Genomic DNA, 23,571 nt, shown 5'->3' with positions numbered 1-23,571 from the left:
CGAGTTATCGTCTGCAGGGTGAGAGTGCTTGTGTCGCGGCGCAGGAAGGAGTTGGCCATGGTCAGGTTGGAGTCGTTCACCGAGGAACATCTGGAGCTGAGTGATCTGTGGCTGCTGCGAGAGGGGCGCGGGGAGGAGTGTTTTCTCGTCCCGCTGGAGGACCGGCCTGAGGCTCAGCCAGCGCGGTTGCTGGTTCGTGCGCTGTTCCGACTGCCTGGCGGCCCGCAGTTGCAGGGGCTGCTGGCCTTCGATCCCGACGCGATGGACGTCTACGCGGTTCAGGTGCTGATCGGCCACGACAGCTACTCCTTCAACAAGTACCTGCCGGAAGCTTCCTTCGAGGAGGTGCTGGAGTTGGCTGATCGCTTGAAGGTCAGCACTGGCGGAGTACTGCCGCTGAGCTATAGCGTTGTGCGGGAGGCGATGCAGATTCGCGATGGCCACTTCACGTTATGGCTGGGTGTGGGAGTCAACGCTGGTGGTTGCTGAGGTCGAGCGCGTTCGGTCTAGACGGTTGTCGCCGTAGTAGTTCAGAAAATCGCGCATGACGGAGGTGAGCGTCTCTTCGCAGGCGATCCGCCAGAACGCTTTCTCCCCCAGAACTGCCGTGGCGCGCTGAATAAGTGCCTGGGCTGCATTGTGGTGACCCGAGCGGAGCCAGTGCCGGACCAGTAGCCTGTTCTCATTGGCGGGAAGCTGTGCGGCCTGGAAGAGCTCGAGCGCGTACCGGTAGTTCAGCGGCCAGAGCTGCCGGAGGAATTCAGTCCTGTCGGCAATCGGAATTCCGATGATCCATCGGCGCACGTGCTTGTCCTGCTTGCCGAGGCCAGTGCGATTGCTTACCTCCTCGGGCGTAAAAGTCGCTTTGTGCATTCAGGACTTTCCATGCTTACGCCGCCACTCATCCACCACTGCACCCATGTCCGCTGGCGCGCCGCTGCGTATCCAGGCCATGAAGGCGCGGTCGAAATGGAAGTCGTCGCCGCAGTGCCGGGTCATGAAGCGGCGGACGTTCTGGGTGTTGCGGTAGTGGGCATCCAGCGGGGTCTGCCGGGTGATCGGGTCGCTGTGCCAGTCGAAGGCCATGGCGTCCATTCCTGTGCCTTGGGGAGTTGCCGTTATAGCGCACTCGGCAGCCGCTGGCGCGGTCTGCCGAGGTGTTGCGGCGTCACTGGCCCCACATCATCCGCTGTTGCTGCGCCGAATAATCGTCGCTTTGCAGGCGCACGCGGGTGGGCTGGCGTTCGAGGTTGTCTTCGCCGAAGGATTCGCGCACGGGCGATTCGATGGCACCGAAGTGGTTGTAGTGCGGGGCGTCGGCGCAGCCGACCAGGGTGACGCAGGCGAAGGTGACCACGGAGAGCTTGAGCATGGGACTTCCTCCTGAGGGGAGCCCCGAGCTTCGGCGGGATGGATTAACGGCGGATTAACAAGCAGACCCTTCAGCGGCTGTCCGGCCCCTGGATTTCGCCGCCATGGGCTGCGTCGCCGTCGCGGTGGTGCTCCGGCGGGTTGAGCGCGCGCCCCAGTATCTGCGCAACGACTTCGTCCTTGCCTTCGGTATAGGCGTCGCGGTCGGTGGGGAAGCGCTGTGCCAGTTCATGCTTTACCCCGGCGTAGAGACGGGCATCCTCGGGATGGTTGCGCAGCCAGTCGCGGAACAGCAGGCGGCGCGAGGCTTCGTTCAGGTCCATGACGTGGACGTGGTGGGTGCGCCGGCTGCCTAGCGGCGGCATGCCTTTGACGAAGAACATCCGCGTGGTGTCGGGGTTCTCTGCCCAGTACTGATAGCCCAGCCCCAGCAGCGGTTCGATCAGGCGGTGCGGGTCGCTGCCCGGCGGCGGCAGCAGGAGGATGTCGATGATCGGCTTGGCGTCCAGCCCCGGCACGGCGGTGCTGCCGATGTGTTCGATGCCCAGGCCGGGAAGGTCGGCTGCCTGGGCGATGGCGGCCGCTTCTTCGGCGAAGCGTTGCGGCCAGAGGGGATCGGCGGTGACGACTTCGATGCGGTCTTCTTCGGCGTTGCTCCAGCGCTGGCCGTCGAATTCGGGGGCTTGCGAGGTCATGCGGATAGTTCCAGCGGCAGGCAGTAGGCAAGGGTTGGAGGGGAGTCCCGCGAAAGGAGTTCAGGTAAACCTGCAGGAGCGCCACGGCGCCCATCGCGGGCATGCCCCGCTCCTGCAGGTGCTGGCCGATCAATCCAGCACGTTATGCAGCACTTCGTAGATGACGCCGGTGGCGATGGTCACCAGCAGCAGGTCGGTGCCGGCCTGCTGCCATTCGTAGCCGTCGTAGTGGGGCAGGCGGCCGACCAGGCGGCCGTCGAGTTTCTTGGCGATCCCGGGCGGCAACGGCTTGCCGCGCGCAAGGTTCTTCTGGATGCCGGGCGGCAGCGCCGCGCCCGGGTTCCAGTAGTTGCGGTTGTCGTTGAGGATGACCTGAACGCCGCCGATGTCGATGCTCGGGCCGCCTTGCCAGTTGTTGCCCTGATTGCCATGCTGGCCGCCCTTGTCGTGTCCCTTGTTCTTGCCCGGATCAGCCAGCAGCAGAGGGCTGGCGCCCAGCAGTGCGATGCCGAGGATGGCTGCCAGCAGAGGGTTGAGTCTGGACATGTCGGTGTTGCCTCCGGGGTGAGAGAACCTATGTTGCCAGCGTAGCCGCTACCGCGTCATTTGGGCGGCGATCGAGTTGGCACCGACGTGCTGGCATTTCGTCGGCAGGCTGCGAACCACGGGGGCTGCAGCCAGTCATACAGGTATCTCAACCCCCCGCCTCTGGAGGCGATAACAAGATGAAAAAGTCCCTGGTTGTTGCAGTAGCCTGTGCATTCGCACTCGGCACGACAGCCTTGCTGCCCGCCGACCTCTCGCCGATCGGTTCGGTCTATGCCAAAGGTAATGGCGGCGGCGGTGGTGGAAACGGTGGCGGCAATGGTGGTGGTAATGGCGGCGGTCACGGCGGTGGCAATGCCGGCGGTAACGGTGGTAGCCATGGTGGCGGCAAGGGCGGCCCCGGCGGTAATCACGGCAGCAACAGCAATGGCGCGAACGATGGCGGCGAGCATGCCGGCAAGGCTACCCGTGATCATGGCCTGAGCGGCAATCACTACGGCAGCTCCAAGAACGACAGCAAGGGCCACGGCCAGACGACTTCCTCGGTGGCGCATTCCAAGGACACCCGTGGCCTGTCCAAGGCGACGGCGATTTCCGACACGACGCCGGGTACCCACAACACCAAAGGCCTGGACAACGCCGGCGACAACTCCAGCAAACACGACGACGATTGATACACCCCGCGGCCAGGGACGGCCGCCATCCTTCACTGCACCGGGAAGTCGAAGTAGGTCTTCGGATAAGGCTCGGCCTTCAGGGTGTAGTGCCACCATTCGGCGCTGTAGGGCTCGAAGCCATGCCGCAGCATGGCCTGGCGCAACGTCTCGCGATTGCGCGTCTGCTGCACGCTGACCAGCGCGGTGCCGTGATGGGAGATGGGCCCGAAGAAGTCGAACGGGCTACCCATGTCCAACTCTTCCCCGGTCGCTGAATCCACCAGCGTGAGATCGACAGTGCTGCCGCGCGAGTGCCCGGAATGCTTGGCGATATAGCCGTCGCGGAATAGGGCGGGTTTGTCCAGGTCAGGGTAGTAGCGGGCCTTCTGCCGGATGTCCTGCGGGTCGGCGGCCCAGCGGCGGAAGTCATTCACCGCGCGTTGCGGGCGGTAGCCGTCGAAGATTTTCAGCGCCAGGCCGCTCAGGGCGACGTCCTTCTCCACCGCCGCCAGGGCCGTGGCGGCTTCGCGGGTGAGGATGATCCGCGCCTTCAGATAACCATCGATGGGCTCGCCGACGAAGTTGTCGTCGCCGGCGTAGCGCACGTCATAGCGCGCGGATTCCAGCAGCTGATCGAGATAGACGAAACCGTCCTGCGGCGGCTGGTCGGCGCGCAGCGCCGGGCTGATGAACAGGCCGAGCAGCAGCGCGATGCCCAGGCCTGCCCGGTTCATGGGCGCAGGGCCTGGACGCCGTCGTCGTCGGGGTCGAAGTCATCCAGATGCATTCGGCGGGCAAACGCTTCCAGTGCAGCGTCGCCTTGCAGGAAACGGCCACGGGCGACGGCCCAGTCGTCGGGCTTCAGGCGCACCATCCAGCCCTCGCCGTAGCAATCCTGGTTGATCAGCCCCGGTCGGCGCACCACGGCTTCGTTACTGGCGAGGACGGTGCCGTCCAGCGGGCTGCGCGCGGACGACGCAGCCTTGGCGAATTCCACCACGCCGAAGCTGCGGTCGCAGTCGATGTGCCAGCCGTCGCGCTTGGGGGTGAAGGCGAAGATCTGTCCGTACACCGCGCAACCGTAGGCGGTGAGCCCGAGGGTGACGGCGCCGCCTTCCTCCTCACGCAGCCAGAGGTTGTAGTCGGGGGCGTAGAGCAGGTCATCGGGGAACTCCAGGCCGTGCAGCTTCACAGCGTCAGCACCCGGTCGTATTCGAGGATCATACGTGCCAGTTCGCCACCGCTGGCGATCTCGTCGACTTCCTCGATCAGCCGGCTTTCTTCGATGGCCACGCCCGGTGCGCGGCACATCAGCAGGCGTGCGCCGGCTTCCTTGGCTTGCTGGATGAAGTGGCTGATCGGCTCGCCATCTTCGGCGGCGTAGAGAGTATCGGCGATGTCCTGGAAGGCCAGGCGCGTGCCTTCGCCGCTGAGGAACAGGGTGACCTTCGCGTCCATGCATGCCAGCAGCGTGGCGGTGTAGAAGGGCGCGGCGCAGCGCGCCGGGGTGCTCGGGCCGCTGCTGACGATGATCAGCACACGCTGGGGCTCAGGCGTGGACAAGGGCTTTCTCCAGTTGGACCAGGGCGATGCGCCCTCCTTGCGGATCAGCGCGCTCGACAATGCCCTGCGGCTTGTAGGCCAGGCGCGCGTAGAGCAGCAGGCCGGCGGCATTGGCGTTGAAGCAGGACACTTTCATGACCTGCGCCTTGTACTGGTCGCGGGCGAGATTCTCCATGACCTCGATCAGGTACTGCGCCACGCCGTGCCGTCGCGCCCAGGGCGCGACCATCATGTTGCCCAGCGCGCAGAATTCGCCGGGTTGCCACTGGTAGAAGTTGGCGAAGCCGGCGACGCGGCCATCGAGCAGGGCCACCGTGCTGCCACGCCGTTCGGCTATTGCGGCGGCGAGCTGGCCGATGGTCAGTGGCCAGCTCGCCTTGGGGTAGCAGTAGAAGAGTTCGTCGGCGTCCTGGGGGAAGCCCACTACCTCGCCGAGATCATCGGCGAGGGCGAGGCGGTGCTGCAGGGCGGGTCGGTTCACGTGCTCTCCAGACTCAGTGCGGCGGGTACTGGGCGATGATTTTCTGCACCGTCTCGCGGATCGCCGCTTCGCGCTCGGCGGGCGTCGGCGGACTGCTGCGCATGATCTGCTCGCCGCTGCCGCGCCAGACCAGCTTGCCGTCCTTGCCGTCGAACATGTCGACCTGGATGGTCGCGACCTTGTAGGTCACGGTGCGGCTCTCGGCCATGGGCGGCGGGCCCCAGTAGCCTCCCCAGTAACCGCCCCAGTAGCCGCCGCTGTAGGTGGTGACCTGGTCCTGGCGCTGGTCGACGATCAGATAGGCGCGCAGCTTGACGTCGCCAGGGTTGCCGCCCTGCGCCTGGCGCAGACCGCGCTGGTCGAACTCGCCGGTCACGGCGTCGCTGATGCGTTGTTCGGTGAGGTCGCTCTTGATGCGCGGGTCATCCGGGCGGTATTCGAAAGCCGGTTGCGCCCAGCTCCAGGTCAGGTAGCGGGAGAAGTCGCGGGTGGTGTCGTAGTCGCGACTGACGCTGGTGGTTTCGCAGGCAGCGAGGCCAAGCATCAGGCCCAGTAACAGTAAACGGCGGATCATGGTTGGATTACTCCTGACAGAGCTTTCATCCAAGCGCAGAGTCCGCGCAAAGGCAAGCGGCAGACGGGCTGCGCAGCGTCGCAGCGGATAAATGCCTGGCAGGATTTCCGGCCAGCCGGCAGTCAGCCCGGCGGGTAACCGTCCATGGCCTTGCGCGTGGCTTCGCGCAGTGCACGGGCCTGGTCGCTCTGGTTGCTGCCACCCTCATACTCGGCGCTGCCGCTCCAGACCTGCTGGTTACTGCGCGCGTCGAACAGGGTGATGTGCACCACGCTGACGGTGACGACGTAGGTACGAGTAACCGGGTAGGACGCGCCGTAGCCGCCGTACCAGGGATCGTTCCAACGGCTGTAGCCACCGTAGTAGCCGCCGTTGTAGTAATCGGTGGTTTGTCGTGTGCGCTGTTCGCTGGAGAGCTGCGCACTGACGGTCAGGTCTGCAGGGGCATTCGAGCGTGCCGGGCGCAGGCCGCGCTGATCGAGGGCTTCACTGACGGCGTCCTGCAAGGGGCCGCCGAAACTGGCGCCGTTGGCCCAGCTCCACGAGCGGTACTGGCCGTAGTCCAGCGGCGGCGCGGGATAGCTGCCAGGGTCGAGTCCCGGGTTGGCAGCCTGCGCGGGGGCGGGCGGGATCGGCAGCGAAGTATTGCTGTAGGGATTCGGGCTCTGGCACGCGGCCAGGGCGGCGAGCAGCGGCAGGGTCAACAGATAACGCGGCATGACGGACTCCCGCACGCTCACTTCAACGGGCGTGCGCAGTGGCAACTATGCACCTAATCCTGCGGCCGGCACAGCCAGTGCAGGTAGCGGCCGAGGCCGGCGAAAGCAGGATGTCGACGGTATTGCAGTTCCATCTCCACCAGGTCCAGCGGTTCGGCCTTGTGCTGGAACTCCACCGGCATGTAGTCGTGGAATACCCGCACGCCGCTGCGCGCCTCGATGCTCCAGTGGTCTGCCATGGCAGCTTCGAGCATGCGCGGGTCGAGCGGCTCCTGCGGGGTAAGGCTCTGCCCTTCGCCGGAAAAACGATTCTTGCGCAGCTTGCGGAAGTGACCCTTGAGCAGGTTGCGGTAGATCAGTGCATCGCGGTTGTAGAAGGCCAGGGACAGCCAGCCATCGGCACGGGTCAGCTGGTGCAGCACGGGGAGGATGGCGAGCGGCTCGGCCAGCCATTCCAGCACGGCGTGGCAGATCACCAGATCGTAGGGCTCGTTGAGCTGACCGAGCAGGTCCTGCCAGGGTGCCTCGATGAAGGTAGCTTGCAGGCCGGCGTCTTCGAAGCGCTGGCGCGCGCCTTCGAGCATCGGCGCGGCGGGTTCGGCGAGGGTGACGTCGTGACCGCGCCCGGCCAGCCACAGCGACATGTGGCCCAGGCCTGCGCCGATATCCAGCACGCGCAGCGGGCGGTCGGGCAGGGCTTCGGCGAGGTCGGCCTGGAGCACCGCGAGGCGGATCGCGCCCTTGGCGCCGCCGTAGATCTTTTCGGCGAAGCGCGTGGCCAGTTCGTCGAAATGGCGGTCGCCAGTCTTCGGGGAATCGCTCACTTGGCGCCCCCCTCGATGAAGCGCCGTTCGCTGTCGGCCAGTTTGGCGAGCACCGCCTGCTCCATGTCGATGCCGAGTTCCGCACACATCAGCAGCAGGTAGAGAACGATGTCACCGACCTCCTGCCCGGCGTGGGCGAGTTTTTCCGCTGGCAGCTGGCGCGATTCGTCCTCGCGCAGCCACTGGAAGATTTCCACCAGCTCGGCCATTTCCACACTGGCCGCCATGGCCAGGTTCTTCGGGCTGTGGAAGCGACTCCAGTCGTTGTGGTCGCGGATGGCGTGCAGGCGCGCGGTGATGGCTTCGAGGTTCATGCAGATGGGGCTCCAACGTGAGCCCCATAGCTTCAAGCCTGGCGCGTCAAACGTCCAGCGGGCTCCAACTGCCGGCCATGTGCGGCAGGTCGTCCTTGCCGCGCAGGCTGAATTGCCCGGAGGGCGCTGGCTCACTGGCCAGCAGGTTGACCTGCGACGGCAGCAGCACCGGCTTCTGGAAGCGCACGTCGACCCGATAGCCGGCCATCGGCAGGCGCTCGCCCAGGGCAGCCAGGCTGCGCGCCTTGTTCCACAGGCCGTGGGCGATGGCGCGGGGGAAGCCGAACAGTTTGGCGCTGGCGGCAGACAGGTGGATCGGGTTGTAGTCGCCCGCTACACGGGCGTAGCGTCGGCCGATATCCGCCGGGCAGTTCCAGGCGTCGATCTGCTCCAGTGGCAACTCGGCCAGTGCTTCGCGCGCCGGGGGTGTGCCGTCCAGGCGCATGCCGCGGAACAGGATGCGGCTGTCGCCTTCCCAGAGCAGCCCGAGCTGGTCGTGGAGCTGGGTGATGATGCTGAAGGTCACGCCTTTCTCGTGGGGCTGCAGGTCGGCCACGCGCACGCTGACGTTGAACGGCCCCAGCCCGCCCAGGGGCCGCAACACGCTGATACGGTTTTCCAGGTGGACCAGGCCCAGCAGCGGGAAGGGGAAGCTCGCGTCGGTCAGCAGTCCCATCTGCAGGCCGAAGGCGAGGATGTGTGGATAAGTCGGCGGCAGCAGGTGGTTGTCGGCAAAGCCGCAGACCTTGCGATAGCGCTCCAGGTGCTTCGGATCGACCGTGACCGGACAGCGCAGGCCGCGGGTCGGCAGGCTGCGACCACGCACGCCGCGGCGCACGGCGGCGCGGGCGAAGAGGCCGGTGAGAGCGGGTGGGGCGGACAGGTCAAGCCAATCGCGGGGCATCGGGTATCTCCTGAGGGGCAAAAGGGGCTGCTGACGTTTCGGCGCGAGCCGCGTTGCTGCGTCAAATCACGCCAGGCTAGACGCGGGGCGACGGTAATGGCGTTCCCTTGCCTAGCCCCGCAACGACGCATGGCGTGATTTGCCGCGCAACCCGAAGGGACGGGCCGCATTTTGCGCAGAGCGTCGTTACTCGTCGTTCATTTGGGATGACCAAACCACACTCCTCGCGCCTAGCCCTGCGCAAAATGCGGCGCCGTCGCGGCCGTGCCGAAGCGTCAGCAGCCCCTTATCAGCTTAGCCGCCGCTCAGGCGTGGGCATTGGCCGTGGCAACTCGGCGCGCGGCAGGCAAGTCAATGTGACCGTCCAATTGCTCGGATATTTCCCTCAACCTGCTTTCTGATTCTCTTGAGGGGCGATGGAAAAGCTGCCTAAGATGGGCCCGCCTCATGGATAACTAGAAAAAAACACCATGCGTGATCTGACCGACGATGTGGCGCTGATGCGCCCGGTGATCGACGCCCTGCGCGCCAGCGGTACCGACCCCGACCGCGTGCTGGCCCGCGTCGGCCTGCCAGCCGGCAGCCTGCCTGCTGGACGATTCCCCCACAGCGCACAGAACCTGTTCTGGAAAGCGGCCGCCGAAGAGTGCGGCGAAGAGCACGTCGGCCTTTACCTGGCCGGCCACCTGCCTGCGTTCCATGGCCTGCTGCTGGAATACCTGTTCCTGTCCAGCGCCACCTTCGGGGAAGGCCTGCGCCATGCCCTGCGCTACGTGCGCCTGCTCTCCGACACGCTCAATGCCCGTCTGGAAGTGGAGGGTGAGAAAGCCGTCCTGCTGCTTGGCCATACCGCCGGAACCAACCGGCACTTCCCCGAGATGCTGGCCGGTGCAGTGGTTCGCCTGTTCCACGCGCTGACCGAAGGCGATTTCAAGCCCCACGAAGTACAACTGATGCACGAAGAGGGGGCGCCTGCCGCGCGCTACCGCGAGGTCTACGGCTGCCCGGCCGTGCTGGGCGCCGAGCGCTATGCGCTGATCTTCGACGCCGCCGTGCTGGACAAGGCCTCGCGACATGCCGCCCCCGAGCTGCTGCGCATGCATGAATCACTGGCGCGCCGGCAACTGGCGGAAGTCGAACGGCTGGACCTGGTGCGCAAGGTGCGCGAGCTGATCGGTGTACTGCTGGTGGATGGCGGCGCGACGCTGGAGCAGGTCGCTGCCCGTCTGGACATGCCGGCCCGCCGCCTGCGCGAACGCCTGGCCATGGCTGGGGTGCGCTTCAACGACCTGGTGACCGACTACCGCTGCCGCCTGGCCAAGGAGCTGCTGCTCAAGACTGACGAGCGCATCGAAGTGATTGTCGAGCGTACCGGCTTCTCCGAACCGAGCACCTTCTATCGCGCCTTCAAGCGCTGGGTTGGCGAGACGCCGGTGGAGTTCCGCCGCCGCGGCCGGCCGCAGCCGCCAGCGGAGTGATCGAACCCTTTCGAGCTCGCCTCTGGCTAGGCTTTGCCGGTCAATTTCCGCCAAGGTATGTCCGATGCAAAGCCCAATCCGCCAGACCCTGCTGCTGTCCTCCGTCCTGCTGCTGAGTGCTCAGCACGCAGGGGCGGGAGAAATGGGCGAGACGGCGTTCGCTCGTCTGGACCGCGATGGCAGCGGCTTCATCGAGGCCGAAGACCTGTCCGCCATGCGCGTGCGCATGTTCCATCGGCTGGACCGCAACCAGGACGGCCTGCTGACTCGTGAGGAAGTGACGCCGCCCAACCCCAACGTTCAGGTCTCGCCCAATGCCATCGCCTGGCCGGACCGTGACGGTGACGGCAAGGTCAGTCAGGCGGAATTCATGACCCAGGAACCGGCGCTGATCGTGCGTGCCGATCGCGATGGCGATCATCGGGTGAGTGCGCAGGAGTTTCGTGAATTGGTGGCGGCGCGGGGCTGACCTTTTGCCCTGGCTCGTTCAACGGCTTGTCGGCCAGAGTGCGGATAAAGCCCATTCCCTCCGAGGTGTTTCTCTGCGCCCGTTAACCCTCTCCCCCGCCCTCTCCCTGAAGGGAGACGGAGCCGTTCGGCGTTTTCGGTTAGCACGGAAGTTCGCCTGGCACTGCACAGTCCCCTCTCCCTTCAGGGAGAGGGTTAGGGAGAGGGGACTCCCAGGCACAGCCTGTCAGAGAAATACCGTTGCTACTGCAGGGGAAACGCGATCAGGCCCCCAGCAGGCTCTGCCCACACACCCGCAGTACCTGCCCGCTCACAGCACCCGAACCCGGCTGGGCGAACCAGGCCACGGCTTCGGCGACGTCCTGCGGCAGGCCGCCCTGGCCCATGGAGTTCATGCGCCGACCGGCTTCACGGATTGTCAGCGGGATGGCAGCGGTCATCTGCGTCTCGATGAAGCCCGGCGCAACCGCGTTGATGCTGATGCCTTTCTTGCCCAGCGCCGGTGCCCAGGCCTGCGCCAGGCCGATCAGGCCGGCCTTGCTCACCGCGTAGTTGGTCTGGCCCATGTTGCCGGCGATGCCACTGATGGAGGCAAGCAGCACCACGCGGCCGTCGTCGTGCAGCTTGCCGGCGTCCAGCAGCGCCTGGGTCAGCACCTGCGGGGCTTTCAGATTCACGTCGATCACCGAGTTCCAGAACGCCTCGCTCATCTTGGCGACGGTCTTGTCGCGGGTGATGCCGGCGTTGTGCACCACGATGTCGACGCCATCGGGTAGCGCCTCGACCAACTGCGCACCGGCGTCGGCGGCGCAGATGTCCAGCGCCACGCCACGGCCACCCAGGCGCGCGGCGAGGGCGTCGAGAGCCTCCTTGGCCGGCGGTACGTCCAGCAGGACTACCTCGGCGCCGTCACGGGCAAGAGTTTCGGCAATCGCCGCGCCAATGCCGCGGGCGGCGCCGGTCACCAGCGCGCGCTTGCCTACCAGCGGACGGCTCCAGTCCTGCACCTGCTGGGCGTAGGCGGACAGGCGCACGACCTGCCCGGACACATACGCGCTCTTGGGCGAGAGGAAGAAGCGCAGCGCGCCTTCGAGCTGGTCTTCCGCACCCTTGCCGACATACACCAACTGCACGTTGCCGCCCCGGCGGATTTCCTTGCCCAGGGAGCGGCTGAAGCCTTCCAGGCTGCGCTGCACGCTGGCAGCGATGGGGTCTTTGATCGACTCCGGCGCGCGGCCGAGGATCACCACGTGCGGGCATTTATCCAGACCCTTGAGTGCGCCCTGGAAGAAGGTGCGCAGCTCCAGGGTCTGCTCGAAGCGGGTCAGGCCGCTGGCGTCGAAGACGATCGCCTTGAGCTTTGGGCCGTGCTCGGCGGTCCAGCGCGGCAGGCCGTACTGGCCGTCGGTAAAGGCGAAGATCGAGTCGGTCAGACGCTCGGCGAACGGCAGCACTGCCTCGTTCAGGTTGCCCTCGCCACCGAGCAGCAACGCTCCGTCCACCGGCCGCGTGCGCCCGGCGCTCCAGCGCTCCAGGCGAACCGGCGCGGGCAGGCCGAGGGCGCCGACCAGGCGGCGGCCGACGTTGGAGTTGGCGAAGGCGATGTAGCGATCGGTCATGGAACGGGCTCCTGAACGGATTCTCTAAAGTGCTGACCACTCTACGCAGGCACGGGTTCGACGCAATTGACCGCGCTGACCTGCGCAACGGCGGGGCGGCCAATGCGACACAAGCGGCTAAGGTTAGCCTTGACCGCACTTCAACGCTCACCCTTGTAGGAGCTCTGCATGACCCAATTGCGCCGGGTCGCCATCGTCGGCGGCAACCGTATTCCCTTCGCCCGCTCCAATACCGTGTACGCGACGGCGAGCAACCAGGAGATGCTGACCTCCGCGCTGGACGGCCTGATCGAGCGCTACAAGCTGCACGGTTTACGCCTGGGCGAAGTGGTCGCAGGCGCCGTGCTCAAGCATTCGCGGGACTTCAACCTGACCCGCGAATGCGTGCTGGGCACGCGCCTGGCACCGGAAACCCCGGCCTATGACATCCAGCAGGCCTGCGGCACCGGCCTGGAGGCGGCGATCCTGGTGGCCAACAAGATCGCCCTCGGGCAGATCGACTGCGGCATCGCCGGCGGCGTGGACACCACCTCCGACGCGCCCATCGGCGTCAACGAAGGGCTGCGCAAGATCCTGCTGGAGGCCAACCGCGGCAAGTCCAACGGCGAGAAGATCAAGAGCCTGCTGAAAATTCGCCCGCGCCACCTGATGCCGCACATCCCGAAGAACGGCGAGCCGCGCACCGGGCTGTCGATGGGCGAGCACTGCGAGCTGATGGCGCAGACCTGGGCCATCCCGCGCGACGAGCAGGACAAACTGGCCTACGAGAGCCACCACAAGTTGGCCGCCGCCTATGACGAGGGTTGGCAGAATGACCTGATGACGCCGTTCCGTGGCCTGGTGCGCGACCAGAACCTGCGCCCGGACATCAACCTGGAGAAGATCGGCACCCTCAAGCCGGTGTTCGAGCGCGGCTCGCGCGGCACTCTGACGGCGGCCAACTCCACACCGCTGACCGACGGCGCCTCGGTGGTGCTGCTGGCTAGTGAGGAGTGGGCGAAGGAGCGCGGCTTGCCGATCCTGGCGTACTTCAAGGACGGCGAAGCGGCGGCAGTGGATTTCGTCGGTGGCCACGAGGGCCTGCTGATGGCGCCGGTCTACGCGGTGCCGCGCCTGCTGGCGCGCAACGGCCTGACCCTGCAGGACTTCGATTTCTACGAGATCCACGAAGCCTTCGCCGCCCAGGTACTGTGCACCCTCAAGGCCTGGGAGGACGCAGACTACTGCAAGACCCGCCTCGGCCTCGACGCGCCGCTGGGTTCCATCGACCGCAGCAAGCTCAACGTCAAGGGCAGCTCGCTGGCCGCCGGCCACCCATTCGCCGCCACTGGCGGGCGCATTGTCGCCAACCTGGCCAAGCTGCTGGATGGTGCTGGAAAGGGGCGTGGACTGATTTCGATTTGCGCGGCAGGTGGTCAGGGTGTGACCGCAATCGTCGAACGGTAATCCAATACAACGGGGCGGCCCTCTTCGCCGCCCCGCGATGTAGCAACTCCGTGACTTCAGGCGGCACCGCGCGAGCGGCGCCGCCTTTTTTTATCCTACGAAACTGCGAGGGGGCTGTAGGAGCGAGCTTGCTCGCGAACACCGGTTACGCCGAAGTTCGGGCTGTTCGCGAGCAAGCTCGCTCCTACAGAAGGTCGGCGGGCGGGCCTCGCCAGGTCGCTTCCGTAGGAGAGCGTCTTCCCCCTGCAATTCCCTTCTAGAAAAGGCCCTCAGCCGCCCTGCAACATCGCTGGATGCACGCGCCGCGAGAACGGCGTGGAGAGCACCAGCGAGGTCTTGCTGGTGCCGAACTGGGCGAGGCGGTCGATCAGCTCTTCCAGTTCCTGGGTGCAACTGACCGCCACCTTGAGCATCACGCAGGCCTCGCCGGTGATGCGGTAGCAGTCGATGATCTGCGGAATTTCCAGCAGCGGGTCGAGCATGCTCTTGCTGCGATGGTCGTTCAGGCGCATCTCGATCAGGCACTGGATGGAACGCCCCATCTTCGACAGGTCTACGCTGGCGTGGTAGCCGGTGATGACGCCGTCTGCCTCCAGGCGCGCCACGCGATCAGCCACCGCCGGCGGGGAGAGATTGATGCGCCGGGCCAGTTCGGCGAAGGACAGGCGGCCGTCTTCCAGCAGGGCAGCGAGCAGGGCACGGTCGTATTTGTCCATCGGTTCCACCTCGGCATTCTGGTCAAAACAGATTCAACGGAGAAAAACCGGAAAATCCATCGATTGAAAAGTGTTACGCCGCTATTGGCGTTGTCTGTGCCTTATCGGCACGGGGTTGCCTGCATAAAATGAATCGCCCCGCCTGCCTTGTCGAGCCCTCCCATGACTACGATGCCCATGCCCAGAGCCCGCGTCTCCCTGACCTTGATCGCCGCCTTTTTCGCCCTCTACTTCATCTGGGGCTCGACTTACCTGGTGATCCGCATCGGTGTCGAATCCTGGCCGCCGATGCTGATGGCCGGGTGCCGTTTCATCATCGCCGGCACTCTTCTGTTCGCCTGGATGCTCTGGCGCGGCGCGCCGCTGCCCACGTTCAAGCAATGCCTGTCGGCAGGCGCCATTGGCATCCTCCTGCTCAGCTGCGGCAATGGCGGGGTGACGGTGGCCGAGCACTGGGGCGTGGCCTCGGGTGTGGCGGCGCTGGCGGTGGCAACCGTGCCGCTGTTCACCCTGGTGTTCGGGCGCTTCTTCGGTAACCGCACCAATGCCCTGGAATGGGCGGGCATCGCTTTGGGCCTGTTCGGCATCGTGCTGCTCAACCTGGGCTCGAACCTGCAGGGCAGCCCGGCAGGCGCGGCGCTGATTCTCTTTGCGGCGGCGACCTGGGCCTTCGGTTCGGTGTGGAGCCGGCGCCTGGACCTGCCCGCCGGCGCCATGGCCAGTGCGGTGGAAATGCTGGTGGGCGGTGGCGTGCTGCTGTTGGGCAGCCTGCTCAGTGGCGAGCGCATGGAGCAAATGCCGACCGCCGCCGGCTGGGGCGCGCTGGCCTACCTGGTGGTGTTCGGTTCGATCATCGCCTTCAGCGCCTACATGTACCTGCTGGCCAATGTGCGCCCGGCGGCGGCCACCAGCTACGCCTACGTCAACCCGGCGGTGGCGGTGATGCTCGGCGTGGTGTTCGCCGGCGAGCACATCGGCCTGGCGGAATCCCTGGCGATGGCGGTGATCATCAGTGCGGTGGTGCTGATCGGCCTGCCGCAGTGGCGGCGCAGCCCCGCGAACTGATCCTGGAACGAAAAGCGCCCGCCCACAGGAGACTGTCGGCGGGCGCTGTCTTTTCCGGCTCAGGTCAGATCACGAAGAAGCCGTGGGTGCCGTCGCGGCCCAGTTGCTCGACCAGACCGAACTCCCAGTCAAGGTAGCCTTGCATGGCTTCGCGTGGGTTGTCGGTGCCTTCGTACGGGCGGCGGTAGCGGTCGATGCGCGGCGCCGCCAGGAGGCTTTCGCCTTCCTCGGTGGGCAGCCCGGCGGCGACCCAGGCGCCGGTGCCGCCATCGAGCAGGAACACCGGCTTGCCGCTCAGGGCTTCCACTTCCGCCACGGCAAAGCGCGCCAGCAGGCTGCTGCCGCAAGTGAGCACATAGCGCTGGGCATTACCCAGTTGCGCCACTGCCTGCTGGAGCTGGCTGCGCAGGGCCCAGGCGGCGCCGGGTATGTGGCGCTTCACGTAGTTGGCGCTGGCGGTGAAGTCGAGCACGGCAGTGCCCGGTTCGCGCAGCCAGTCGGCCAGGGTCTGCGGGCTGATGGTTTCGGCCTGTGGTTTGGGCGGCAGCGGCGCATTCCACGCGCCCTGTTCGCTGAAGTCGGCAGCGGAGAGCCCGTCGAGCACGGCCACCTGCCAGCCCATCTGGGCCAGCCAGGAAGCGCTCATGTTGGCGCGCACGCCGTCGCTATCAACCAGTACCAGGCGCGCGCCACGCACGCTGGCGACGTGGTCGGTTTCCTGCACCAGCTGGCCACCGGGGGTGGAGCGCGAGCCTGGCAGATGGCCGGCTTCGTACTCTTCGGGGGTGCGCACGTCGAACAGGTAGGTGGTGCGCTCGGCTTCGGCCTGCCACTGGCGCAGGCCGGCGAGGTCGATGCGCGCGACCTTCGCGCGGTCGGCCACGGCGCGGGCGCGCTGGGCGGCGGACTCGCGGGTGGCCGCGGATACTTCGGCGAAGCGTCGTGCCTGCCCGTGCTCCAGTTGCTGGCCGGCCAGGGTCCAGCCGATGGTGCCGTTGCGCAGTGCCGACACCGGGTTGGGGATGCCGGCGTTCACCAGCGATTGGGTGCCGATGATGCTGCGGGTGCGCCCGGCGCAGTTGACGATGACGCGGGTGGCCGGGTTCGGCGCCAGCTCGGCGACGCGCAGCACCAGTTCGGCGCCGGGCACGCTGACGCCACTGGGAATGCTCATGGTCTGGTATTCGTCGAAGCGGCGGGCGTCGAGCACTACCACGTCGGCCCGGGAATCGAGCAGCGCCTTCACTTCCTCGGCGGCCAGCGATGGGGTGTGGCGCTCGGCCTCCACCAGTTCTCCGAACGACTTGCTCGGCACGTTGACGTCCTTGAACAGCTCGCCGCCAGCTTCGCGCCAGCCGGCGAGCCCGCCGTCGAGCACGGCCACGTCGCTGTAGCCTAGCTCCAGCAGGCGCTGCGCTGCACTCTGCGCCAGGCCTTCGCCGTCGTCATAGACGGTGACGGGCGTGTCGCGGCGCGGAACGCGGGCGTAGATCTCCAGCTCCAGCTTGGACAGCGGGACGTTGGCGGCGAACAGCGGGTGTTCCTGTGCGAATGGGTCTTCCTCGCGCACGTCCAGCAGGGCCAGCTCCTGACGGGCGAGGAGGGCGGCGCGGATGTCGTGGAAGGAGCGGCGGCTGATCTGGCTCATGCAAGGTTCTCTTTCGACAGGTCCCAGATGTTGGGCAACTGGCTGTTGGAATAGCCGGAGATGAAGAGCTTCTCTTCACCTTCGGCACTGAAGACGGCACGTCGCACCGCGCCGATGTTGGCGCCGTAGACGTGGATGCTGATGGAGGGCTGGTCGGCGAAGGCGTTACTGACCTGGTGGATGTCGCCGATGCGTGGCGATACGGCTTCGACTTCTCCCGGCTCCAGACGATGCGGGTCGCCCTCGGGCTGCAGGCTACCGTCGGCGGCGAAGGCGAACGGCTGCGAATACTCGGCGCCGCGCAGCATGCCGATCAGGCCCCAGACTCGGTGGTCATGAACCGGCGTGCGCTGGCCCGGCCCCCAGACGAAGCTGACCACCGAGAAGCGCTGTCGGGAATCGGCGTGCAGCAGGTATTGCTGGTAGCGCTGGGGATCGGGACGGGTGTAGTTCTCGGGCAGCCAATCGTCATGGCGCACCAGTTCGGCCAGCAGCGGGCTGGCTTTGGCGAGCAGCGTGGCTTCGTCGGGAGCCGTGTCGATCAGCGCCGCGAGGTCACCGATGAACTGGCGCAGGCGGTCGAGGCGAAGGGGAGCTGACATGCGGGGGATTCACTCTGGAAGGTTCTGGCGCTACGGTAGCAAACGCATTTTTATTCCTGAAATGCATTTTGAATCTAAGCTAATATGCGAGAAACGCAATTGGTGCCAGCCTCATGAAGATCGACGACATCGATGCCTTCGTCGCGGTGATCCGCAATGCCTCCCTCAGCCAGGCCGCCGAGAGCCTTGGCCTGACCCAGTCAGCCATCACCCGGCGGGTGCAGAGCCTGGAGGAGTCCCTCGGGGTGGAGCTGCTGGACCGCAACACCAAGCCGCTCAAGCCCACCGCCGCTGGCCGCCGGGTGTTCGAGCAGTGCCTGCGGGTGCTGCGCGAGGTGGATGGCCTGCGGGAACTGGTGGCCAGCGACACGACGCCTAGCGGCATACTGCGCCTCGGAGTGCCGCAGAGCATCGGCGAAGTGGTGTTGCTGGAAGCCCTGCGGCAACTGGCCGGTGAATACCCGGAATTGCGCGCGCAGGTCAGCAGCGGCTGGGGCAGCCATCTGCTCGCGCGGCTGGAGAACGCCGATCTCGACGCGGCGGTGGTGCTGTTCCCGCCCAGCAAGGTATTCCCCGATGACCTCGGCGCTACGCCACTGGGCCGGGTCGAACTCTGCGTAGTCGCGTCGAAAGACAGCGACGTGCGGGCCCGTCGTTTGCTCGATTGCTACCAGCATGGCTGGGTGCTCAACCCGGATGGCTGTGGCTTCCGTGCCGGCCTGCAGCGGGCCCTGGCCGATCAGGGGCTGGCGCTGCAATTGAACCTGGAAACCTTCGGCAGCGAGCTGCAGCTCGGCCTCGTGGCCGAAGGCCGTGGCCTGGGGCTGGTGCCCGCGCCAGCCCTTGCACGTAGCCGCTACCGTGACCAGCTGCGGATATTGGAGCTGGAGGACTTCCAGCCGTTGATCCAGCTGTGGCTGGTTCGGCCTCGCCTGCTGGGCAACCTGGAAACGCCGGCGCGGCTGTTCGGCGCGGCGGTGGCCCGGGGGCTGGATATTTCGCCGGACTGAATCCGGCCTGCACGCCCCTCGGCCCTCCCTTGTAGGAGCGAGCTTGCTCGCGAACCCCCTTCGCTCATTGGTTCAGCCGAATGGCGCCGTGCGGCACCGCTCGCGAGCAAGCTCGCTCCTACAAAGAGCGAAAGTTATGCGCCGATTTACCTCGCGGCGGATAGCGCTGGCGCGTTATGCGCCCTACGGTCCTACCGCCACTCGGCGCCCCGTGTAGGAGCGAGCTTGCTCGCGAACCCCCTTCGCTCATTGGTTCAGCCGAGTGGCGCCGTGCGGCAGCGTTCGCGAGCAAGCTCCTTCGCTCAATGGTTCAGCCGAATGGCGCCGTGCGGCACCGCTCGCGAGCAAGCTCGCTCCTACGAAGAGCGAAAAGCTCAGCGCGCAACTTGGGTGTGGCTGAATATGCTCAATTCGCATATTAGGATATGACAAAAATGAATTTCCATCATGAAGTTCTTGCCTATAGCTTCTAAGAACAACATCGAAACCGATGTTTTTCTTATAACGAAAGCCGCCGACCTTATGCAGCGGCCCAGGCGAGGGCAACACAGTGAGCGTGGAAATTCTCGGCATGATCACCGCCACCCCGAGTTCCGAGGTGGATCAGCCGCTGGGGGACGCGGTAGACGCCGGCTTCGTCCGGCGATTCGCCCAGGCCCATGAGGACGCCGGTTTTGACCGCGTACTGGTGGGTTACTTCAGCAATGCCGCCGAGGGTGCGGTGGTCAGTTCCTTCGTCGCCGCCGCCACCCGCCGGTTGGGCATCCTGCTGGCCTACCGGCCCGGCGTGATCGCGCCGCCCCTGGCTGCTCGCCAACTTGCCACCCTCGACCAGTTCAGCGACGGCCGCCTGGCTCTCAATGTGGTCAGCGGCGGCAACGATGAGGACCTCGCGCGCGACGGCGACTACCTCGAACACGATCGCCGCTACGCCCGCACTGACGAATACCTGCAGGCCCTGCGCGAGATATGGACCGCCAACGGCCCGGTGGATTTCGACGGCGAGTTCTACCGCTTCCAGGGCGCCTCGCCCGCCGTGCGCCCGCGGCAACAGCCGCATATTCCGATCTACTTCAGCGGCTCCTCCGATGCTGCCATCGAGGTCGCGGCGAAGCACGCCGATACCTACATGCTCTGGGGGGAGCCGTTGGCCGCCGTCGACGGGCACATCCGCCGCGTGCGGGCCGTCGCCAACGCGCAGGGACGCGATCCGCGTTTCTCGGTGTCCTTCCGCCCCATCGTCGCCGACACCGAGGAGGCTGCGTGGAAGCGTGCCGCCGAAGTACTCGAGCAGGTGCGCGAGAACCGCACCCGCCTGGGCCTGCCGCTCAATGATCACCAGCCGGAGAACGTCGGCTCCCAGCGCCTGCTGGCTGCCGCGCAGCAGGGCGAGGTGCTCGACACCCGCTTGTGGACCGGTGTGGCCCGGCTTACCGGTGCGCGCTGGAACTCCACCGCACTGGTCGGCACGCCCGAGCAGGTTGCCGCTGCGCTGGGTGAGTACTACCGCCTGGGCGTTTCCACCTTCCTGATCCGTGGCTTCGACCCGCTCGGCGATGCCGTGCGCTACGGCCAGGGCCTGATTCCTGCCATCCATGACCATATCGCCCGCCTGCCGCAACTGCGGCGCGTCGGCTGAGGAGCTTTTCGATGAACCTGAAGCAACGCCTGCGCGCCACGTTCGCCGCGCTGATCCTGGGGGCACCGCTGGCCCAGGCCGCCGACCTGCCGACCTTGCGGGTGGGCGACCAGAACTACTACAACGTGCGCGCATCGATGGAAGCGTCCGGCGTGCTTGAAGGCGCGCCCTACACCGTCGACTGGAAGCACTTCCAGTCCGCAGCGCCGGTGGCCGAAGGACTGCAGGCCGGCGCGCTGGACCTGGGTTTCCTCGGTGATTCGGGCTTCATCTTCCTCGCCGCCAAGGGCGCGCCGGTGAAGCTGATCGGCATCTCCCGGCAGAACCCCGACACCATCGCGCTGCTAGTGCCCAAGGACTCGCCGGTGAAGACCATCGCCGACCTCAAGGGCAAGAAGGTCGCCTACTGGCCCGGTGCCTGGAGTCAGCAATTGACCCTGCGCGCGCTGGAGAAGGCCGGCCTGCCCAGCGACTACGTGGAATTCGTCAAATTGATGCCCATCGACGCCGCCGCTGCCCTGCCGCGTGGCAGCATCGATGCCTTCCCGGTGTGGGAGCCGTACATCTCGCAGCAGATCGTGTTCTCCGGCGCGCGCCCGATCCTCACCGCCCGTGACCTGATGCCGGGGCTGTCGAGCATCGCTGCCAACGCCAACTCCATCGATCCCAAGCGCGAACAGATCGCCGACTTCCTCGGCCGTCTGCAGAAGGCCCGCGCCTGGGTCGAAGCGCACAAGGAGCAGTACGCAGACATCTGGGCGAAGAAGGCCAACCTCGATCAGTCCGTCTCGCGCCACTGGATCGGCCAGGCCGCCATGAGCGTTGGCCCGGTGGATAAACAGGCCGCCGCCGATTACCAGGGCACCGCCGATTTCCTCTTGCAGACCGGCGCATTGCCCAAGGCTTTTGATACCTCCAGCGTGATCGATACGTCCTTCGCCACCTCATTCCACTGATTGTCGGGTTCTCAGCTAAGGCAAAAAGGTTATTTAACCTCGCGGCGGTGCTTGGATATGGTTCTAAGTGCCGCCCCGGCCGCCGGCTCTCTTCCGACGTGCAACGGGCCGTTACCAGCTCTGTTTCCGCTTCAGTCCACCCGCGCGCGCAACGCCCAGGCTACTGATCCTCCCGTCTTTCCAGAGGTGTTCATGAGCGTTGTTCCGTTCCGGCTGGCCGCGGCCCGGCCGGTCGCTCCACCTGTTCCCAGCACTGCCGGCATCTGGGCCCGCGCTTTGCGCGAGTCCGGCCTGCTGCGGCTGTCCCTGCCTGCTCAACTGGGCGGCAGTGGCAGCCCCTGGCGCGACATCCTGCAGACCTTGCGCGACCTCTGCGAGCGCGATGGCGGCCTGGCTCGGCTGTTCGCCGTGCATCACCTGCAACTTGCCCGTGTCAGCCTGCTGGGCAGCCGGGAGCAGGTGCAGCGTCTGCTGAACCTGACGCTGCTGCGTGAACCGCTGTGGGGCGCGCTGGGGGACGGCCCGTCGCTGCAGGCGGCCGAGCATGTGCGCGGTGGCTTTCGCGTCAATGGCCTGGAACTGGATGTCTTTACCGTCGAGGCTGCCGACTGGCTGGTGCTGCGTGCCTGGTACGAGCCGGGCCGTGACTACCTGCTTGCCGCTCTGCCCGCGACCCGAGCGGGGCTGGTGTTGCGCGCGGGTGCGCAATGCCACGAACTGCGTCTGCACCCCGAAGACATCCTTCTGCCTCCCGGCCTGGCGATCACACCTCGTCGATCGCTGTGCGATGGCCTGGCTCTGCTGCTGGAGGCCAACGTCGCCCTGGGACTGGCGCTGCATGCGGCGCAGCGCCTGGAGTTATCCGAGAGCTCGGCGTTGTCTCGGTTGCTGGGGCTCGCCCTGGTGCTCAGCGAGCAGGCTGCCGCGCAGCTGGACGAGGATATCGAAGCGGGCGCGGCCCTGAGTTTCAGCCGCAGCAGCTACTTTTCCAACCTGGCGATCCAGGCGCTGGCGGTCGCCCGCGAGGCGGCGCAATCGAGTCTCCGTGCGGAGGGCCTGAGGGCCCGGCTGCTGGGGGCTGCGCACTGATCGGCGCTAAATCCGTCCGGCATTAGTTAAGAACTAAAAATTATTTATTTTGGATTTTTTATACCTGTAATCTTCGCTCTACCGGACCACCGGACTCATCCAGCACTACCTGACCTGTCCAGTGGTCCGCCCTCGCTCTGCGGGCGGCCAACCCGTACCCGAGGAGCCGTACCCATGTCCCGCAGCCTTTTCCTGCGCCGTTTCGCCGTTGGCCTGAGCGCCTCGGTCGCACTGCTCGGCGCGCTGACCGCGCACGCCGAAGAGACCCTGCGCATCGGCTTCCAGAAGTCTTCCACCCTGCTGACCATCGTCAAGGCGCAAGGCAGCCTGGAGCGCGAACTGGGCAAGCAAGGCATCAAGGTGACCTGGCATGAGTTCCCCAGCGGTCTTCCGCTGCTCGAATCGCTCAACGTCGGCAATGTCGACCTGTCCGCTGACGTGGCCGATACCGTGCCGGTCTTCGCCCAGGCCGCCGGCGCGCAACTGACCTACTTCGCCCGCGAAACCCCGTCGCCCACGGCGCAGTCGATCCTGGTGCCCCAGGACTCGCCGCTCAAATCGCTGGCTGACCTCAAGGGCAAGCGCGTGGCCGTGACCAAGGCCGCCGGCAGCCATTACCTGCTGATCGCTGCCCTGCAGAAGGCCGGCCTCAAGTTCTCCGATATCCAGCCGGCGTACCTGACTCCCGCCGACGGCCGCGCCGCCTTCGAAAACCACAAAATCGATGCCTGGGTGACCTGGGACCCGTACGTCGCCAGCGCCCAGCGCCAGCAGAACGCCCGCGTGCTCGTCGATGGCAAGGGCCTGGCCAGTTACCAGCGCTACTACCTGGCGTCCACCGCGTACGCCAAGGCCCACCCGGAAGTGCTCAAGCAGGTCTTTGCCGAACTGCAGAAGACCGGTCGCTGGGTGAAGGAACACCCCACTGACGCCGCCAAGGTGCTCGGCCCGCTGTGGGGCAACCTCGATGTCGCCACCGTCGAACAGGCCAACGCCCGCCGCAGCTATGACGTGCAGCCGGTGCGCAAGGACGGCCTCGACGAGCAGCAGCGCATCGCCGATGCGTTCTATGCCCAGGGTCTGCTGCCCAAGCCGGTGGACGCCCGCGCGGTGCCGGTCTGGCAGCCGGATGTGGCGAGCAACTGATCAATCGTTCCCGCCGCTCCCCTGGAGCGGCCCGTCACGGCC

At 66.2% G+C, this 23,571-nt stretch carries 29 protein-coding genes; 11 read left to right on the top strand and 18 right to left on the bottom strand.

The genetic code is table 11. The annotated features are described in order from the left end of the window. Positions 1–57 precede the first annotated feature (57 nt). Positions 58–489, top strand: a complete 432-nt coding sequence (locus AC2T4A_RS00525; protein ID WP_486742522.1) for a hypothetical protein — start codon at positions 58–60, stop codon at positions 487–489. On the opposite strand, the gene AC2T4A_RS00520 is transcribed toward AC2T4A_RS00525, so the two are convergent. The 5 genes from AC2T4A_RS00520 to AC2T4A_RS00500 form a co-directional block, all read right to left on the bottom strand. After that, the gene (locus AC2T4A_RS00520; protein WP_486742521.1) at positions 451–873 is read right to left on the bottom strand and encodes a hypothetical protein; all 423 of its coding nucleotides are present in this window, start codon (positions 871–873) and stop codon (positions 451–453) included. The genes AC2T4A_RS00525 and AC2T4A_RS00520 overlap by 39 nt on opposite strands. After that, the gene (locus tag AC2T4A_RS00515) at positions 874–1,086 is read right to left on the bottom strand and encodes a DUF6434 domain-containing protein (protein ID WP_478378550.1); all 213 of its coding nucleotides are present in this window, start codon (positions 1,084–1,086) and stop codon (positions 874–876) included. A gap of 82 nt (positions 1,087–1,168) precedes the next feature. Continuing rightward, on the bottom strand, positions 1,169–1,372 hold the full coding sequence (locus AC2T4A_RS00510) for a hypothetical protein (protein WP_017520627.1): 204 nt from the start codon (positions 1,370–1,372) through the stop codon (positions 1,169–1,171). A 70-nt stretch (positions 1,373–1,442) separates the two neighbouring features. After that, entirely contained in the window at positions 1,443–2,066 is a 624-nt protein-coding gene (locus AC2T4A_RS00505) for a GrpB family protein (protein ID WP_486742520.1), read from the bottom strand. 129 nt (positions 2,067–2,195) lie between these two features. Continuing rightward, a complete protein-coding gene (locus tag AC2T4A_RS00500; protein WP_478378552.1) occupies positions 2,196–2,612 on the bottom strand; it encodes an anti-virulence regulator CigR family protein in 417 nt (138 codons plus the stop codon). A 179-nt stretch (positions 2,613–2,791) separates the two neighbouring features. Here AC2T4A_RS00500 and AC2T4A_RS00495 point away from each other — a divergent pair, with 179 nt between their 5' ends. Further along, positions 2,792–3,286, top strand: coding sequence for a hypothetical protein (locus AC2T4A_RS00495; RefSeq protein WP_486742519.1), 495 nt, complete (start codon positions 2,792–2,794; stop codon positions 3,284–3,286). A 32-nt stretch (positions 3,287–3,318) separates the two neighbouring features. Here the strand turns inward: AC2T4A_RS00495 and AC2T4A_RS00490 are convergent, their stop codons facing one another. The 9 genes from AC2T4A_RS00490 to AC2T4A_RS00450 all read right to left on the bottom strand — a co-directional run bounded on the left by AC2T4A_RS00490 (position 3,319) and on the right by AC2T4A_RS00450 (position 8,647). Further along, the gene (locus AC2T4A_RS00490) at positions 3,319–4,002 is read right to left on the bottom strand and encodes a M15 family metallopeptidase (RefSeq protein WP_486742518.1); all 684 of its coding nucleotides are present in this window, start codon (positions 4,000–4,002) and stop codon (positions 3,319–3,321) included. After that, positions 3,999–4,481, bottom strand: coding sequence for a glycine cleavage system protein H (locus AC2T4A_RS00485; protein ID WP_416746447.1), 483 nt, complete (start codon positions 4,479–4,481; stop codon positions 3,999–4,001). The genes AC2T4A_RS00490 and AC2T4A_RS00485 overlap by 4 nt, the downstream gene beginning before the upstream one ends. Next, positions 4,457–4,831, bottom strand: a complete 375-nt coding sequence (locus tag AC2T4A_RS00480) for a DsrE family protein (RefSeq protein WP_486742517.1) — start codon at positions 4,829–4,831, stop codon at positions 4,457–4,459. The genes AC2T4A_RS00485 and AC2T4A_RS00480 overlap by 25 nt, the downstream gene beginning before the upstream one ends. Next, complete coding sequence (locus tag AC2T4A_RS00475; protein WP_486742516.1) at positions 4,818–5,312, bottom strand: GNAT family N-acetyltransferase; 495 nt, start codon at positions 5,310–5,312, stop codon at positions 4,818–4,820. Before AC2T4A_RS00475 ends, AC2T4A_RS00480 begins: the two co-directional genes overlap by 14 nt. Before the next feature lie 13 nt (positions 5,313–5,325). After that, the gene (locus AC2T4A_RS00470) at positions 5,326–5,886 is read right to left on the bottom strand and encodes a DUF4136 domain-containing protein (protein WP_416745991.1); all 561 of its coding nucleotides are present in this window, start codon (positions 5,884–5,886) and stop codon (positions 5,326–5,328) included. 122 nt (positions 5,887–6,008) lie between these two features. After that, complete coding sequence (locus tag AC2T4A_RS00465) at positions 6,009–6,605, bottom strand: DUF4136 domain-containing protein (protein WP_486742515.1); 597 nt, start codon at positions 6,603–6,605, stop codon at positions 6,009–6,011. A 53-nt stretch (positions 6,606–6,658) separates the two neighbouring features. Then, on the bottom strand, positions 6,659–7,429 hold the full coding sequence (locus AC2T4A_RS00460) for a methyltransferase domain-containing protein (RefSeq protein WP_486742514.1): 771 nt from the start codon (positions 7,427–7,429) through the stop codon (positions 6,659–6,661). Next, on the bottom strand, positions 7,426–7,743 hold the full coding sequence (locus AC2T4A_RS00455) for a nucleotide pyrophosphohydrolase (protein WP_416745985.1): 318 nt from the start codon (positions 7,741–7,743) through the stop codon (positions 7,426–7,428). The genes AC2T4A_RS00460 and AC2T4A_RS00455 overlap by 4 nt, the downstream gene beginning before the upstream one ends. 46 nt (positions 7,744–7,789) lie before the next feature. Then, positions 7,790–8,647 carry a MaoC family dehydratase gene (locus tag AC2T4A_RS00450; RefSeq protein ID WP_486742513.1) on the bottom strand — a complete coding sequence of 286 codons (858 nt, stop codon included), beginning with the start codon at positions 8,645–8,647 and terminating at the stop codon, positions 7,790–7,792. 470 nt (positions 8,648–9,117) lie between these two features. On the opposite strand from AC2T4A_RS00450, the gene AC2T4A_RS00445 reads away from it, so the two are divergent. Beyond that, entirely contained in the window at positions 9,118–10,125 is a 1,008-nt protein-coding gene (locus AC2T4A_RS00445) for an AraC family transcriptional regulator (protein ID WP_416745981.1), read from the top strand. Between the two features lie 64 nt (positions 10,126–10,189). After that, the gene (locus tag AC2T4A_RS00440; protein ID WP_486742512.1) at positions 10,190–10,594 is read left to right on the top strand and encodes an EF-hand domain-containing protein; all 405 of its coding nucleotides are present in this window, start codon (positions 10,190–10,192) and stop codon (positions 10,592–10,594) included. A gap of 262 nt (positions 10,595–10,856) precedes the next feature. Here the strand turns inward: AC2T4A_RS00440 and AC2T4A_RS00435 are convergent, their stop codons facing one another. Next, the gene (locus AC2T4A_RS00435) at positions 10,857–12,212 is read right to left on the bottom strand and encodes a 3-oxoacyl-ACP reductase (protein WP_486742511.1); all 1,356 of its coding nucleotides are present in this window, start codon (positions 12,210–12,212) and stop codon (positions 10,857–10,859) included. Positions 12,213–12,380: 168 nt separating this feature from the next. Between AC2T4A_RS00435 and AC2T4A_RS00430 the strand changes: the two genes are divergently transcribed. Beyond that, positions 12,381–13,658 carry an acetyl-CoA C-acetyltransferase gene (locus tag AC2T4A_RS00430; protein ID WP_486742510.1) on the top strand — a complete coding sequence of 426 codons (1,278 nt, stop codon included), beginning with the start codon at positions 12,381–12,383 and terminating at the stop codon, positions 13,656–13,658. Positions 13,659–13,927: 269 nt separating this feature from the next. On the opposite strand, the gene AC2T4A_RS00425 is transcribed toward AC2T4A_RS00430, so the two are convergent. After that, complete coding sequence (locus AC2T4A_RS00425; protein WP_416745973.1) at positions 13,928–14,374, bottom strand: Lrp/AsnC family transcriptional regulator; 447 nt, start codon at positions 14,372–14,374, stop codon at positions 13,928–13,930. 171 nt (positions 14,375–14,545) lie between these two features. On the opposite strand from AC2T4A_RS00425, the gene yedA reads away from it, so the two are divergent. Continuing rightward, entirely contained in the window at positions 14,546–15,439 is an 894-nt protein-coding gene (gene yedA, locus AC2T4A_RS00420) for a drug/metabolite exporter YedA (protein ID WP_416746445.1), read from the top strand. Between the two features lie 64 nt (positions 15,440–15,503). On the opposite strand, the gene AC2T4A_RS00415 is transcribed toward yedA, so the two are convergent. Both AC2T4A_RS00415 and AC2T4A_RS00410 read right to left on the bottom strand, forming a co-directional pair. After that, on the bottom strand, positions 15,504–17,087 hold the full coding sequence (locus AC2T4A_RS00415) for a rhodanese-related sulfurtransferase (protein ID WP_416745971.1): 1,584 nt from the start codon (positions 17,085–17,087) through the stop codon (positions 15,504–15,506). After that, entirely contained in the window at positions 17,084–17,689 is a 606-nt protein-coding gene (locus tag AC2T4A_RS00410) for a 3-mercaptopropionate dioxygenase (RefSeq protein WP_486742509.1), read from the bottom strand. Before AC2T4A_RS00410 ends, AC2T4A_RS00415 begins: the two co-directional genes overlap by 4 nt. 113 nt (positions 17,690–17,802) lie before the next feature. On the opposite strand from AC2T4A_RS00410, the gene AC2T4A_RS00405 reads away from it, so the two are divergent. The 5 genes from AC2T4A_RS00405 to AC2T4A_RS00385 all read left to right on the top strand — a co-directional run bounded on the left by AC2T4A_RS00405 (position 17,803) and on the right by AC2T4A_RS00385 (position 23,529). Beyond that, positions 17,803–18,699: a LysR family transcriptional regulator gene (locus AC2T4A_RS00405; RefSeq protein ID WP_416745967.1), complete on the top strand. Its 897-nt coding sequence runs from the start codon at positions 17,803–17,805 to the stop codon at positions 18,697–18,699. A 571-nt stretch (positions 18,700–19,270) separates the two neighbouring features. Further along, a complete protein-coding gene (locus AC2T4A_RS00400; RefSeq protein ID WP_486742508.1) occupies positions 19,271–20,338 on the top strand; it encodes an LLM class flavin-dependent oxidoreductase in 1,068 nt (355 codons plus the stop codon). 11 nt (positions 20,339–20,349) lie between these two features. Continuing rightward, positions 20,350–21,294, top strand: a complete 945-nt coding sequence (locus AC2T4A_RS00395; protein ID WP_416745963.1) for an ABC transporter substrate-binding protein — start codon at positions 20,350–20,352, stop codon at positions 21,292–21,294. A gap of 192 nt (positions 21,295–21,486) precedes the next feature. Continuing rightward, complete coding sequence (locus AC2T4A_RS00390; protein ID WP_478378566.1) at positions 21,487–22,383, top strand: acyl-CoA dehydrogenase family protein; 897 nt, start codon at positions 21,487–21,489, stop codon at positions 22,381–22,383. 174 nt (positions 22,384–22,557) lie between these two features. After that, positions 22,558–23,529, top strand: coding sequence for an aliphatic sulfonate ABC transporter substrate-binding protein (locus AC2T4A_RS00385; protein ID WP_478378567.1), 972 nt, complete (start codon positions 22,558–22,560; stop codon positions 23,527–23,529). Positions 23,530–23,571: the final 42 nt, after the last annotated feature.

The organism is Pseudomonas sp. PVC-3-1, assembly GCF_057444315.1.
This window is presented reverse-complemented; position numbering and strand designations above follow the sequence as displayed.

Coding starts and splice junctions, on each gene's coding strand:
- AC2T4A_RS00430 (WP_486742510.1), top strand. CDS start 12,381: ATGACCCAATTGCGCCGGGTCGCCATCGTCGGCGGCAACCGTATTCCC.
- AC2T4A_RS00465 (WP_486742515.1), bottom strand. CDS start 6,605: ATGCCGCGTTATCTGTTGACCCTGCCGCTGCTCGCCGCCCTGGCCGCG.
- AC2T4A_RS00455 (WP_416745985.1), bottom strand. CDS start 7,743: ATGAACCTCGAAGCCATCACCGCGCGCCTGCACGCCATCCGCGACCAC.
- AC2T4A_RS00490 (WP_486742518.1), bottom strand. CDS start 4,002: ATGAACCGGGCAGGCCTGGGCATCGCGCTGCTGCTCGGCCTGTTCATC.
- AC2T4A_RS00435 (WP_486742511.1), bottom strand. CDS start 12,212: ATGACCGATCGCTACATCGCCTTCGCCAACTCCAACGTCGGCCGCCGC.
- AC2T4A_RS00385 (WP_478378567.1), top strand. CDS start 22,558: ATGTCCCGCAGCCTTTTCCTGCGCCGTTTCGCCGTTGGCCTGAGCGCC.
- AC2T4A_RS00510 (WP_017520627.1), bottom strand. CDS start 1,372: ATGCTCAAGCTCTCCGTGGTCACCTTCGCCTGCGTCACCCTGGTCGGC.
- AC2T4A_RS00470 (WP_416745991.1), bottom strand. CDS start 5,886: ATGATCCGCCGTTTACTGTTACTGGGCCTGATGCTTGGCCTCGCTGCC.
- AC2T4A_RS00450 (WP_486742513.1), bottom strand. CDS start 8,647: ATGCCCCGCGATTGGCTTGACCTGTCCGCCCCACCCGCTCTCACCGGC.
- yedA (WP_416746445.1), top strand. CDS start 14,546: ATGCCCATGCCCAGAGCCCGCGTCTCCCTGACCTTGATCGCCGCCTTT.
- AC2T4A_RS00500 (WP_478378552.1), bottom strand. CDS start 2,612: ATGTCCAGACTCAACCCTCTGCTGGCAGCCATCCTCGGCATCGCACTG.
- AC2T4A_RS00495 (WP_486742519.1), top strand. CDS start 2,792: ATGAAAAAGTCCCTGGTTGTTGCAGTAGCCTGTGCATTCGCACTCGGC.
- AC2T4A_RS00425 (WP_416745973.1), bottom strand. CDS start 14,374: ATGGACAAATACGACCGTGCCCTGCTCGCTGCCCTGCTGGAAGACGGC.
- AC2T4A_RS00515 (WP_478378550.1), bottom strand. CDS start 1,086: ATGGCCTTCGACTGGCACAGCGACCCGATCACCCGGCAGACCCCGCTG.
- AC2T4A_RS00445 (WP_416745981.1), top strand. CDS start 9,118: ATGCGTGATCTGACCGACGATGTGGCGCTGATGCGCCCGGTGATCGAC.
- AC2T4A_RS00410 (WP_486742509.1), bottom strand. CDS start 17,689: ATGTCAGCTCCCCTTCGCCTCGACCGCCTGCGCCAGTTCATCGGTGAC.
- AC2T4A_RS00415 (WP_416745971.1), bottom strand. CDS start 17,087: ATGAGCCAGATCAGCCGCCGCTCCTTCCACGACATCCGCGCCGCCCTC.
- AC2T4A_RS00505 (WP_486742520.1), bottom strand. CDS start 2,066: ATGACCTCGCAAGCCCCCGAATTCGACGGCCAGCGCTGGAGCAACGCC.
- AC2T4A_RS00525 (WP_486742522.1), top strand. CDS start 58: ATGGTCAGGTTGGAGTCGTTCACCGAGGAACATCTGGAGCTGAGTGAT.
- AC2T4A_RS00400 (WP_486742508.1), top strand. CDS start 19,271: ATGATCACCGCCACCCCGAGTTCCGAGGTGGATCAGCCGCTGGGGGAC.
- AC2T4A_RS00405 (WP_416745967.1), top strand. CDS start 17,803: ATGAAGATCGACGACATCGATGCCTTCGTCGCGGTGATCCGCAATGCC.
- AC2T4A_RS00395 (WP_416745963.1), top strand. CDS start 20,350: ATGAACCTGAAGCAACGCCTGCGCGCCACGTTCGCCGCGCTGATCCTG.
- AC2T4A_RS00390 (WP_478378566.1), top strand. CDS start 21,487: ATGAGCGTTGTTCCGTTCCGGCTGGCCGCGGCCCGGCCGGTCGCTCCA.
- AC2T4A_RS00440 (WP_486742512.1), top strand. CDS start 10,190: ATGCAAAGCCCAATCCGCCAGACCCTGCTGCTGTCCTCCGTCCTGCTG.
- AC2T4A_RS00520 (WP_486742521.1), bottom strand. CDS start 873: ATGCACAAAGCGACTTTTACGCCCGAGGAGGTAAGCAATCGCACTGGC.